This window comes from Anaerococcus nagyae (assembly GCF_017874535.1).
Lineage (GTDB): Bacteria > Bacillota > Clostridia > Tissierellales > Peptoniphilaceae > Anaerococcus > Anaerococcus nagyae.
In genome coordinates, this window is record NZ_JAGGLS010000012.1 from 1 (window position 1) to 14,684 (window position 14,684).

A 14,684-nucleotide genomic window follows, 5' to 3' on the forward strand; every position below is an offset into this window, starting at 1 on the left:
GCTTCGGTCGAAATGGATTGGGTATTTTCACTTATTAACTACATAATGGAATTTCTTCATTTTTCTCAACTTCATTTTAATTCAGGCGAAGTTTGGGATAGAGTTCTATTTCCATCTCGACTAAACGAGCGGTAGTGAGGGCATGGAGAGATCTCTAGTTTGTTTTTATTTATTTATTCTTACGTATATGTGGGATTTCTCCACTTCGATTTCACTTCGGTCGAAATGGGGTGGGGTTTGATTTCTTTTTCGACTAATTTATAGCAAAAAAAGATTCTAGCTTTTAACTAGAATCTTTTTCTTTTATTATGCTCCAAGCCCATCAGCTTTCCTACGATTTTTATCGTTTTGTTTAATACCGTAGTATGCAATAGCTGCTAACATGAGAGCTGTTCCTATTATTGCAAGGGCAATCTTAGGACCATTTCCACCTGTTGATGGGTAGGTTGGTTTTTTGTTTACTACATTTAAAGTAAGTGTATCGTCTGTTCTAGTGAATCTAGAAGATTCATCTGTTGATGAAATATTGACCCTGCCATCTTCTACAGTGACTTCCCACTTAGTTGCGCTCATAACGTATCCGTCAGGAGCTTTTGTTTCTTCAAGTAGGTATTGGCCATCTTCTAGGCCGGCAAATTCTACTAGGCCAGTTACTCCATCAATAGGTTTTGATGTGATAGATTCTCCCTGAACATCGCCTTTTTCATCAACTTTATAAAGCTCAAATACTGCGCCATCAAGTTTTTCGACTCCATCTTCTCCAACTTTTTGAACTCTAAATTTGCCAGTGATTGGGGTGTTTTTAATGGTAGTGATTGGTGCTTCATCTTTTCCGGCTACTATACCATTGTCATACTTTTTGATATCTCCGTCAATATCAACAAAGAATTCATTTACAAATTCACCTTTTGCATCTGCTATAGGTTCGTTGTCTGTTAGTTGGTCAGTAACTTTATAATCTTTTGGAAGTGTTTCGTAGATCTTGTAGTGACCTGTTCCTAGGTTTTTAAGTTTGAAATTACCATTTTCATCAGTTGTAAATATAAATTTATCCTTTGCATCTTCTGTTTTATCAGGGTTTTGAATTCTTACATATTCCTTATATTTTACATCAGTATTGTTCTTATCACCTTGTTGGTCCCACCAGACTTCAAACTCAACATCTTTTAGTGGGTCTTTTGTATTGCTATCTACTTTTTCAAATTCTATCTCATTGGATTTGTTTACTAGTTTTAGAATAGCTGGTGAGCTTGTAGTTTCAGGGGTTATTTCAGCAGTAACATCATTATCAAGCTTTGGATTTTCACTAATAGTTGTTGTGCTTTCATCATTTACAACTACCTTCCAAGTATTGATAGTTCTTACATAGCCGTCTGGGGATTTGAACTCTCTTAGTTCATATTCTCCTACTGGTAGGTTTTCGTAGTTGACTGTTGAGCCATCTGTAAGGGCATCTCCGGAGTTTGTTGTAAATGTTCCGTCTGTCTTTACATATTGGCCTGATTCCATATCTTTTAATATGAATCTTGCACCAGTTAAGGCTATTCTCGATCCATCGACCTTATTAACTTGGAACTTACCTTCTACAGCTTCTTTGTTGACTATTTCAAGAGTTTCAGTATTTCCTGTCATGTCCTGGATATATTTGTCGCCAACTAAGACGTTTTTAATGTCTAGGCTGCCTCTTTCTACTGTAAACTCTGCTACTATTTGTCCACCTATTTTGACTTCTTCGTCATTATCTGTCTTTATTTGTTGATAACCTTTTGGGGCATATGTTTCTACTAGTTGGTATCTGCCAGGTTCAGTTGCTGAAAGGGCTATGATACCATCATCAAGGGTTTCAATATTTTCTAAAACTGTTTGTCTATAAGGCTGAAGATCGCCTTTATCATCATAGCTATCCCAAACTCTATCAAGTTTAAACTTAGCACCTGCTAAAGGTTTATTGTCCTTTCCTACCTTCTTAAACTTAATCTCATTTACTTTGTTGTAGATTGGATAGGCTTCATTTGAATCAAAGTTTTCTATAATTTCTTCGCCATACTTTTGGTTGGTCTTAAGATCTTTAACTTTACCATTTTCAACAGTAAAGGTCGATACAATAAATCTTTCAGCATATGGATAGCCTTCTGGTGGAACTGTTTCATAAACTGTGTATGAGCCATCTTCTAGGTTGTCAAATCCAAACTTACCATCTCTATCTGAAGATGTTAGTGAGTCTTTAACTTCCTCATCACCTTTATAGAGTACAAATTCTGCACCATATAGAGGGTTTTTACTAGCTCCATCTTGTTTTACAAAGTCTATTGATGGCTTCTTTTGGTTGATTACAGTAAAGCTTGGTGCTTCTGTATTTTTATTTTTGTTTTCTTCAGTGATTACTTCTTTCTCATAAAGAGCTGGAAGATCAAAATGATGAAGTATGGCATCAGTGTTGTTTGGTGTATCTATGGTTTTCCAATTATATCCAATTTGTGATTGTTGATATTTATCAACTATTTTAGCTGTAACTTTGACTATATATGACCAGTTTCCATCAAACCTACCCTCTCTACCATTATGTGGAAATTTGATAAAGGCGTTATTGGCTTGGTTATTTACTATGGTATTTGTAGCATTTTCGCTAATAGTTGATGATCCCATTGTAATATTGCCAGCATCAGAATTTTTTGCTTGAGTTCTATCTAGAAAGAATATAACCCTATCATCTATGCTTCTGCTATTCATTAGATCGCCAATATAAATTTTCTCATTTACTCCACTTATTTGCTTACTATCTCTACCGGGATTGACGTCAAAAAGCTCTACTTTTTCTAAATTTGCATTTGTTGCATTTAGTTCTAGCTTGGTTGGTTTATTAGTAGCTGATGAACCATCTACAAAATTTGGTTTTAGCATCAGATAATATGTTATAAGACTGTTTTCTGGATCTGTAGCCTCAACATAATCACGAGCATTCATATAGTTTGGGTTATTTGCAAATTCGTAGTTATAAGATTCTGATTTTGCATTTTTTTCTACTTTTAATACATCATTTGTAATGATCTTTGAAGGTTCCGCTGAATCTGCTTCTTCCACTAGACTTTCATTTTTCCAACTGATATATCCATCCTTATCTACAATTAATTTTAATTTACCTTCTTTCTTCCTATAGCCATCTGGAGCTTCAACTTCTTCTAGGTAGTAGGTCTTGCCTGCTTTTAGATTATCAAATTTGATATAACCGTTGCTAACAGTAGTTTCAATTCTATCTGGTTCAAATTTATTTTGATTTTCATCTAGGAGTCTAAATTTAGCTCCCTCCAGGTAATTACCATTAGAGTCTTTTTTGTAAAGTTCAAAACGAGAATTGTTCTTTTCGTTTGGAATCTCTGCGTTTATTGTATTATCAGATTGCGCTGATGATGTTACTTTTGTTATTGCACTTGTAAATTTGTAGCCCTCTGGAGCCTTAACTTCCTTTACATAGTAAGTTGTATCTAACTGAATATTCTCACTATTGAAAGTAGCATAACCATGTTCGTTGGAAGTAGCTTTATCTATAGGTTTGCCTGTAGCACTCGCATTGTCATATAGTTCGAATTCTGCGCCTTCAAGACCAAGATTTGTGTCCTTATCGTATTTTCTGATAGTAAGGTTGGCAGATTTTGGCTTTTCCTTTTCGTTTGTGATGGTAAGTGGGCCAGAGTCCTCTATGACCTTAAAAGTTGGAGAAATACTAGCAGTTTGTTGATTACCCCCTCCATCTTTTAATATCATAACTTGGTTCACAGGGTAAATATCAGTGTTTTTATTGATTTTATCAATATCCCTTATTGAAAACGTCCTACTGAATGTTTTTTCTTTTCCAACTTCTAAGCCTGTTATATCAATAGTTCCTTGCCTGGTTAAATCCCCTGTAATATCTGAACTATTTGGTTGCAGGCTTATACCATAGATATCCTTTTTAGGTTTGATTTTCATTGTATAAAGGAATACACCTTCATTATTCGTTTCTTTTATAGATGCCTTTAGAGATACATAAGTGTTATCAAAAGTCTGTTCCTTTGACGTTTCTATCTTGTAACCTCCACCTTGGCTTTGAACTTTTGTTTCACCCTGATCATCTACCACAACAGTCCAGGTTTTCTTATTTTCTTGATATCCTGGTAGTTGTTTTGTTTCCTTTAAGGTGTAAGTGCCTGGATATAGGGTTTCGAACTTTATTTTTCCATTTTCATCAGTTGTTTTGCTGACTTTGTAGTCAAACTCCTTACCTTTTTCACCAACTTCGCCTTCTGATGTTAGGGTAAATTCTACACCTTGAAGTTTATCTTTTGTTTCTTTATCTTCCTTAGTGAATTCAAATTCACTTGTAGTAATCTTAGGTTCTTCTGGTTTTTCGGTGTTTGTAATTTTTAGATCTAATTGATCTTTATCTTTTATTTCGTAATAACCATATTGATTCTTTTTTATAGTAAAGGTAGCTTTTTCTCCAAGGTTTAGGTCGGTGTCGTAATTACCGTCTGGCGCCTTGGTTTCTATTACTCTATAGTCACCGTCTACTAGGTCGTTCCAAACAAGTTTACCTTCGCTATTTGATCTTGTCCTAGATCTTGCAAGTTCTCTAAAGATAGATGTATCTGGTTTTCTATATTCAAGGACAAATTCTGCTCCTTCTAGTGCTTCGTCTGTCTTAAGGTCTACCTTGGTAAATTCTATACCTATTGGTTTTCCCTCATTCTTTTCGTTTTTAATATCAATTTTGCTATTGCCATTAGGATAATAAATCTTTTTATCTTGGATGATGTTATTTTCATCTACCCTAAAGCTTGCTACGGTTCTTCCTTCGTTTTCGCTATATTCTGGATATTTAGATATATCTTTTTCTACTACTTGGTAATTGCCTGGTGTAAGTTCCTTCCATGAGAATTTACCATCTTTGCCGGATATTTGGTCTTGGCCAGAAAGCGCTCTGCCATTTAGACTTAGTTCAAAGACTACACCATCCATGGCAAGACCTTTTTCATTTACTTTTCTAAATACTATTTCGTTTTTTTTATTTTTATAATTGAAAGTATAATGAGCTTGTTCTTTTCCGACTACTATAGCATCAGAAATCTCTTCTTTAAATTGATAACCCTTTGGTCCTTGGACTTCTTTTATATAGTAGGTGCCATAGTCAAGGCCATCAAATACTGCCACACCATTTTCATCTGTTACTAGGGTTTTGATTGGATCTTTATTTTTATCAAGTAATTGGAAATAGGCTCCAGGAAGTTTCTTTCCATCTTGGTCTTGGTCAATTTTATTTACTGTGACGCTGCCTTTTTTGGCTTTTCTCTTGGTATCACCTGTGATGGTGTTTTGGTAGGACCTGGTCTTGTCGTGGCCATAGTAGAAAAATTGGATTTCTTTGTCTTTGTCTACCTTATCCCAGTCTTTGCCTTCTGCTATACGGTTTTTTAGCCCTTGGGCATAGCTGTATTCGGCACTTGAGAAATAATTAGGGTTGTAGCCTCCACCATTTCTAAAGGATTCTGCGTAGTTTTCTCCAGCTAACCAGTAGTAGAGGTTATATTGGATGATCTTGTAGTAGGACTGTTCGTCAAGCTGGTATTCTTCTGCTAGCTCTTGGCCGTACCAATACATTCTTAGTAGGTACTCATATAGGCTTTCATAGAATTTATTATCGGTAGTCCCCTTATAAAGTGGGGATGACTTGGCCTCGTTTGCTGTAGCAAGGGCTGCTATGGCCCTACCATTTTTCGCCCAATCTTTTTCAGCTGTAGACCATTCTCCCTTGGTAATGGTTCCGTTAAATTTGTACTGTCTAGTTGGTTCTGGTTTACCTGGGTTTAGACAGAATACAATAACTCCTGTATCCTTAAAATTTGGATCATTGAATCTAGGGTTTTTCCTTGAGTCTTTTGGGATAAAGGCCTTCATTGTGTTGGCTTGGTCGTTTGAAAGAGCTACTTCATAGCCTGAGCCGTCCTTGTGTTCTTGGACCTTGTGTAGGTAGGCCAGGCCACTTGTGTCCTTCTCTGCCCCTTCTTCTCTTTGAAGCAAGCTTGGCTTGTAAGCAATGGATGCAGACTTGCCAGAGTCTAGGCTTAGGGTTGTAAACTCTTCTTTATTTGTAGCTTTGTCAGTAAAGGTGTAATTTACAATAGTTCCTGGTTTGTTGCCTATTTTTTCTTGTAGTGTTTCTTTCGCTACATTACCTAAGTCTGTAACATCATAGCCACCATTGTCATTTGGTACTAGGATTTGTACACTTGGTCCTGTTAGTCCTTGACCGTCAGTTTTTGCTGAGTAGGCATCTATACCTACAGTGTTTTTGTTGACAAGTCTCTCTGCTGGGAAAGTTTCAGAAATGGTCCATGTGATTTGACCATCTTCTTTGATATTTCCAAACATTGATACTCTATTTTTCATAATATCTGTATCGTCAATATTGTCGTTGTAGTCTAGAGACCTAAAACCATTGTATGGGAAGAGGTCTTGCCAGCCCTTTGGCTCTAAATATACCATTCTGGTATCTATTAGATTTATGCCATTTCTATATGGGTTGGCAGCTGAAGTATCTTTCCATTTAATTAGGAAAGGATACTTTTGTGATAATTCTTCAAAGTCTTTATCAAAGTCCTTCACAAGTTCATTTACATAGTTTTTGTCTGGAGAAATCTTTACACCAATAGCATAGTTTTGACGTTTCTTTGGTTCCTTGGCCACTACATAAATATTGTAGCCTTTTTCTGTAAGCTTGTTTTTTGGAATAGAGAAACTATAAATGTAATGTTCACCCTTTTTCTCTGTCATTGAACCAGAGTAGCTTGTAGTTCCACCTTCGCCATCTTCTACTACAACCCTATATTCTTCAAGGCTTTGACCTGCTGGTGCGTAAATAGAGAAGTTCAAGTTATCATATTCGTACTTATCTTTTTTGAACTCCGTGATGTCGTTACCTGAATTGTCTGTGCCAGGGATATTTATCTTCCAACCTACATAATCATTTCTAATTTCTTGGTCTGACAAATCATCAGTAGAGTTACTTCTAACTATTTCAAAAAGCTTGTCTTCGTTAGTAGCTCTGGTTAGGGTTTCTGTATAGTATTCTAATTCAGTCTTGAAATCTTCATTGGCAAAACCAGAGTCTTCAACACTTGGATCACCAGCTGCAAAGATGTGTGGGTTGAGCCCATCTAGGAAAGCTGCTGCCACTATTTCATCAATAGTGAAATCGCCGATTACTTTCTCTACTTCAACTTGCTTTTCTTTAAGTAGTGATTCTAGTTGGTCTTCTTTTATGTCATATGATTTTACATAAGATTGTAGGAAGGCAATGAAGTCTTCTGTTGATAGATTTTCTTCTGCTAATTTTTCTGCTAGAGCTTTCTCTTTAGTTTTATCAGTCTTAATAGTAGTTGTATCTTCTTGGCTATCATTTGCTATTTCATCATTTTTGTATAAATCTCTTAGGATGTTGACGAAGTCTTCGTTTGTAATGTTGTTTTTTTCTCTAATGCTTGCTAGTGATGCTTCCAATTCTTCTTCTGTGATTTGGCCGGCATCCTTTTTGGCAAATTCTTCTTTGATTAGAGCTTTAATTTCTTCTGTAGTTAAAGCATTTTCACTTGCTTGATCAAAATTTGTAGCTTCTTTGATATCTACATTAGCTACTTTGTATTTGTCTTCATTTAGCCCTCTTAATAGGGCTGATATAATTTCTTCAGCTTGGGCAGAATCTATATTTTCTGCTTTTGCTATATTTTGGATAGAAGCTTTGAAATCATCCCAGTTGATTTCTTCTTTATTATAACTTTCTAATACTGGAACTATTTGCTTTGTTGCATTTTCTAGATTTGTTGAAAGTTTATTATTTTCTTTTAAATTTGAAATATATGCATCTTTATTCAGTGCTATCGCTGATGATTTTTCTTTAGTAGGTTCTGTTTTTGAATTCTTGGATAAATCTTGGTCACTTTCGTCTGTCATGCTATCAATGGAGGATGGTGACTTGGCATTTTCTTTAGAAGATTGGTCGGTTTTTAAAGAATCTTTATCAGCTGCTTTTTTATCTTCTTTTAAGCTAAGAGGGTCAGGGTCTTCTTCATCTGACTCGGTTGGATTTGATTCTGTTTTTTCTTCTTTATAAGTAGGGTTTTTAATTACGGTTTTATTAAAGTTAAAAGACTTTGGATTAGTATTTGCTTTTACTTTGCTTGTAAATTCTATTCTTGCTATGTAACCTTGTGGGATCTGTAGATTTATTTCTTCTGCAAATGGCACGGTTTGACTAAAGTCCTTGTTTAACTCATAGCCTTTTTTCCCTGCTTGATAATAGTCTATTTTGATTTTACTGTCTTTTGTATCTTGGGTATCGTCTAATTTTATATTATAAGTAAATTCTTTGTTATCTTTTGGATTGATATAATCGCTCCATTGGATTTGTGCAGGAGTTTTATTAAATATTCCTGTTTGTTCTTCTTTATATTGACCCTTGTATAAATGAGTAGAATCTTCTACTTCTTCTAATAATTCTTCTGCTATATTACCATCCTGATCAATCGTAATTTCATTTTCTTCAGATTTTTTTAACTCAAGAGAAAATCTATCTTGATATTGCTTAGAAGCACCCTCATTTAAGGAAAAATCAATACTCATGTTTGGCGAAGTCTTATCAATATCAGCCAAAGCTTTATCACTTAATTGTGCACTTATGTAATAAACCACAGAATCTTTTGTATCACTAGCAATGGCAAATGTAGATAAATCTTCTGTAGAATCATTTTCTTCAGGTTCTTCTTTGCTGTATTTGATTTCACTTTCTTTGTTATCGTCTATAGCAGTGACTTTTTCTACTTTTAAATCAACCAAATCAGTGTTTTGATTTATAGAAAAATTTGCTACTTGTTTACCATTTAAATCTGCGTTTTCTGTTTTAACTAATATCCTATAGTCAATTTTCCCTGTCGATTTGGATAAATTTGCAGATTTCTCGATAGTAAATTCTTTTGTTTTATCGATGCTTACCTCTGATTTTAACGTTTCTGATTTCTGTTCTTTTTCCTTTTTATCTGGCAAATTATTATTTGCAGATGTTGCAAGCCCCATAATACTCCTTGAAGCTTGATAGGTGTTGGATTTTCTATCTTTCATTGCTATAGCAAATATTTCAGTTGGAAAAACTAAAACGAAAGCTAACGCAATTGATAAAATCTTCACCAAGTTGCTTTTAAGATTGCCTTTCATTGAAACCCCTTTCTTATACTTATAAATTTTTTTCATTATTTATTAATTAATTTGATATATATCTAAGCGATATTAAAATAGAAAATAATTCTTCATCTCTTTAATTAACTATACTCTCTAAAAACCTTTTGTAATCAAATAAAGTAGCTAAATAATATATAAAGTATTTTAAAATTTATGAATATTATTTTATCTTTTTAATTTTAATAATTAAATTAAAATTTAGTCATTATGATTTTTACTATATAATAGTAAAAAAATACTACTAGTAAAGCATCTTAATTATACTATACCAGTAGTATTTATGTAAATATTATGAGCATAAGAAATAAAGGGTAAAATTTTGCTAAATTTTAACAAATTATGAAATTATCAGCTTTCTTCAAGACTTTGATATAATTTAACAATTAATTTCCCCAATATATATAAAATGAGTATTTAGTTGAATTTAAATATTAAAAATTAATATATGCAAGTCCAGTATGGAAACTAGCTGAACTTGCTTGTGTCTATTTAAGTTTTATTATTTACAAATTTTTATTTAGTTTTTGATCTTTTATAGGTTTTATCATTTTGATAAATACCATAATACATTAAAGCTAATAGCATCAATGCAGTACCGCCAATAGCAAAAGCAATCTTTGGACCAGAGCCACCTGTTGATGGATAGGTCGGTTTATGATTTATGACTTTTACTTGACTAATTTTTTCATCATCCTTAGAATTTGTGATTATAAATTTTTCATTATCTTCATTGTCTGATGATATTGTAGCTATTCCATTTTCTACAATCACCGTCCAAATTGTTGACTCTATTATATAACCTTTAGGAGCCTTGCTCTCTTTTAGATAATATATGCCTTGTGGCAGATTATCAAAAGTTATTTGACCGCCAGATGTTGTTTTCACTTGCTTTTCATCTTTTAAAGTCAAGATTTTTTCTAAATCAGAATCTTCATAAATTGTAAATTCTGCTCCATCAAGCTTATTATCCGAATCATCAACTTTTAAGACTTCAAATCTACCATTCTTTGACTCTTCTTTAGTATTTTTAATTGTAAATGTTAGAAGTCCGTCTTCTTCTATACCATTGATCCCTTCTATGCTTACCTGACCTTCTGGATCAACTTTAACATTCCATTCTAAATTTTCGTTTTTATAACCAGTAGGAACTTTTGTTTCTTTTAATGTATAATTCTCATTAGCCTTTAGATTATCAAATATAATAGGATTTTCTTCTTCTGATGTTGTCTTAACAATATCTTTAGTTAAATCTCCACCACCTAAGGTAAATTCTGCACCTTGAAGTAGTTCATTTGTTTGTGAATCTACTTTTTTAATAGCGAACTTTGCTTTAACAGTTTTGCTGTTAACTATGGTTGTAGGATCTCCAAGGCTAAAGTTCTTAGCTTGTATATTTCCATTTTCGTCTATTTCAAATATATATTCTTCTGATCTATTATAACCAATTGGAGCTTGTTCTTTTAGGGTATAGATTTGATTTGTAGGTAAGTTAGTAAATGTAATTACATTATCATCAGATACAGATTGGTATTTACTATCATGATAGCTATTACCATTTTGATCATATAGTGTAAAGTAGGCATTTTTATCATCAGATTCTGGTAAATTCTCTCTAATTTCTACACCATATTTCCCGTTATCCGAGAATACTTTTTTAAACTTAATTTCAGATCTAGGTGTTTTTTTAACCTCATATGTTATAATATTTTGAACATCTGTAACAAGTTTATCAGTTGTAGTATCAAATGAATGATAAACTTTTATTTCAACATCCTTATCTAAAGTTTCATAAGATATATATTTTTCTTTGTTAGTTATATCTTTTGTATCAGGTATTGAAAAGAATATATCATTTACTTCTTTTTTATATGTTTTATGTCCACCATAAGGATTATCATTATATACTCTATTCTCACTAGCCGAACCATCTTCTTCTAAAATTTTTCCCTTACTGCTATTTTTATCATATACAGATGGATCAATCTCCTTAGACTTTCGTGATATCCTATACATATTTTCTGTATAAACGTCTATTATTCTAGCAATTACAGCTTGAGTAACATGATCTTTATATGCCTTTTCCCAATTTTCTTGTTCTATTAAATAGATAGCTCTTTTAATATCATAGTACATTTGAACATTGTCTCTATTTTTATAAGCATTTGGAAGCCCTTTAGGGAAAGCATATCTTGCAAACAATTCTGGACTAGGATTGACTATAGCTTTTTGATAATATTTACCCCCTGTTTGGAAAGGATTAGGGATGCCTAGATTTATACAGTAAGCAGTCATTTTTTCATCATCAAATATCATTCTTCCATCAGTATATGTTAAATCTTTGTATATTTTATCTTCGTATTCAAAATTTAAACTGTTATTATCTGATGGAGTTTCAGGCATTTCATAATTAGTTGAAATATAATATGGATTTGATAAATTATCTATAGTACCATTATTTTTTGTACTCCACTTAAATGAAAATTCAGTATCAACATTAGGTTTTACATCCTTAGCTTTAACTTTAATTATATATGAATCTTTATTGCTATCAGTTGTATAAGTAGATCTAAGAGTAATATTTGACTTATTATCATCAAAATTAACACTATTTTTATCAGTTATATTTTCAAGCTCACCTAGCTTTGTTAAAATAGTAGATTTTTTAAGAGCATCCTTATATTTTTCTGTATCACCATATGGAATTTTATAAATACTAACATCGTCAATTTTCCCATTTTTAGCCATATTTATAGTTATATCAGAATCATTACTAATTTGACTAATAACTTCTGGCCTTAACCATATATAATAACTTAAATCAGCATTCTTATAATCGGCTATAGCTTTTTCATAAGTATTTACAAAATCATTTGACTTAACAAAAGAATATCTTATATTATCACCAATATCCTTAGAAATATGTGTGCCAATTGCTTGTGACTCTGTCCATTTATCAGTAATATATAAGGACTTTACAACTCCATTACTATCTTCAGAAGGATTATTATTACTTTCTGGATAAACTTTTAATCCAGGCAAATACTGTCTTGGCCCATTTTGTGGAATAATTTTAAACCCAACCGTAATAGGATTATTATCAGTAACCATAAAATCATACATTTGTTTTATAGGAACAGAAGTATCAGCTGATATATTTTTTTCAAAAGTATATCTTATTTTATACTCACTTAATTTTTTAGCTCTAGCTACTAAATTGTTATTTTCGTCATAGAGATCATTAATTTTATTTTTAGCAAGCCCAATATTATTAGTAGACTCTATATCAAAATATCTTCCAGATGGAATATTACCGCCAGGAATAGTTAAAGTATTCATATTAGAGATCAATAAGAATTTTTTGTTTTTAAATCCATCTGTAACAGCAAATACATCTCCAGTAGTTTTTCCCTTCTTGGATTTTTCTATAAGTTTTTTGATGGCATCAGCATTTTTAGTATATATTTTATCTGCATCTGCATCAGTGAGGCCATACTTTTCTTCCAAATCATACATATAATTTTGGAAGTTTTCTATTGTAAGATCTTTTTCTTTTAATTTTTTTTCTACTAATTTATCAACCTTAGTTTCTTTTACAGAATTTATATTAATATATAATCTCTTTGTTAAATCTTTTAAGTTTATATTAGAAACTTTATATGACTTTTCATCAAGACCTGATATTAAGCTTTTGATTATATCTTCAAATTCTGATTTTTCTAATCTTTGTGTTGATGTTACCTTTTTGATTTGCTCTACAAAATTTTCCCAATCTATTTCCCCATCATTATAATCTTGTAGGGAATCTGATATCTTATTGATACTATCTTCTAAACTTTCATCTAGTTTGTCTTCTTTTTTGTATATCGTTAATAAGCTATCTTTGTTAAGTTCTATAGCTGATGTAGATTTTTCATTTTTTGGATTCCTAGAAAAATCACGGTCAGTTTGACTTGATATGATATTAATGGAAGATTTTAACTTTGATCCTTTTTTAGAAAAATTATCATGAAAAGAATCTTCTTTTTTACTTTTTGGATTCCCAGAAAAATTATGGTCAGTTTGGCCTGTTATGATATTATTGGATGTATTTGACCTTGATTTATTTTTGGAAAAATTATTAGATATTTTATCTTGATTTTCTCTATTTTCTCCCGCTTCATAATTCGGATTTATGATTTGTGTATTGTTATAGTCAAAAGTTTTTGAATTTGTATTTTCTTTTACTATTGTGCTTACTTCCACTTTTGCTATTTGTCCTTGCGGAATTGTTAATTTAATACTTTTACTAAATGGTAATTCCTGGCTGAAATCTTTATTAAGTACAAATCCTTTATCCGTTGCTTGATAAAAATCTATTTTTATCTTGCTTTCATCTGTAGTTTGACTATCATCTAGGTTAAAGTCATATGTAAATGGTTTTGAATCTGATGAAAGAATATAATCTGACCAGGTGATAGTAGCTGGTTCGTAACCGAATACTTTTTTATTTTTATCTTTATATAATCCTTTTACTAAAGATATATTATTATCATCTTGCAATCTGAGTACTTGTTCATTTAAATTATCTACTGATTGAGCTTCTAGAGAATATCTACTTTCATAAATAGGATTATCATTTTCTGTAAAAACCATATCTAAGGCAAGGATTGGGGATTCCTTTTCTAGACTTTGTATCTTTTTTTGATCTAATTGTGCACTTAAGTAATAAACTACCCCTACTTCAGGATTTTCTGTTGTAATAGCTAAACTATCAATATTTTTATCTGAATCTAATAATCCATTAGGATCTGCTTTTTCATATTCTATTTCTGCTTCATTATTATTTTTATCTAGACCCGTCACCCTATCTAATTTCAATTCTTTGAAGTCTGTATTGCTAGCTGTAGCAAAACTTGCTATTAGTTTTTCTGTTTTGTCTATTGGAGTTGTTTTGCTTTTTACAGCTATTCTGTAATCTATTTTACCTGTGGCTTTAGATAAGTTCGCAGATTTTTCTATTCTATAGTCTATTGTTTCATCTACTGTAACTTCACTTTTGAATAGACTGGTCTCTGACGGACTGTCTGTTCTTTCTGATTCTTCATCTTCCATTACTGATGGTTCATGATTATAATTTTTTGGTGTTTGGCTCGATGCAAATACATTTACTGGAAAAGCCATAACAATAGCTAAGCTTAATGCCAATAGCTTAACCATAAATTCTTTAATATGATTTCTTTTCATAAATCTCCCCTTTGATTTATTCTTTTATTTTATTTATTATAATTCTAATTTATCATTGTTTTCAATTATACTACTAATTACATATGAATTGTAGAGATTTATCATACTTTTAGGTATATTAGCTCAAAAAACCAATATATTTTAATTTATTAATCTAAATATTTAATTTTTAAATATTAGGTATAATTTATTTTGCT

Annotated in this window: 2 protein-coding genes; both read right to left on the minus strand. The window is 31.9% G+C overall.

Annotation, left to right across the window (positions count from 1 at the left end; genetic code table 11):
* Nucleotides 1-306: 306 nt before the first annotated feature.
* The gene (locus J2Z39_RS08035) at nt 307-9,240 is read right to left on the minus strand and encodes a SpaA isopeptide-forming pilin-related protein (RefSeq protein ID WP_209814701.1); all 8,934 of its coding nucleotides are present in this window, start codon (nt 9,238-9,240) and stop codon (nt 307-309) included.
* 537 nt (nt 9,241-9,777) lie between these two features.
* The gene (locus tag J2Z39_RS08040) at nt 9,778-14,487 is read right to left on the minus strand and encodes an MSCRAMM family protein (protein ID WP_209814703.1); all 4,710 of its coding nucleotides are present in this window, start codon (nt 14,485-14,487) and stop codon (nt 9,778-9,780) included.
* Nucleotides 14,488-14,684 lie beyond the last annotated feature (197 nt).

Excerpts from the sequence above, each read along its gene's own strand:
- J2Z39_RS08035 (WP_209814701.1), bottom strand. The coding sequence starts at position 9,240 with ATGAAAGGCAATCTTAAAAGCAACTTGGTGAAGATTTTATCAATTGCG.
- J2Z39_RS08040 (WP_209814703.1), bottom strand. The coding sequence starts at position 14,487 with ATGAAAAGAAATCATATTAAAGAATTTATGGTTAAGCTATTGGCATTA.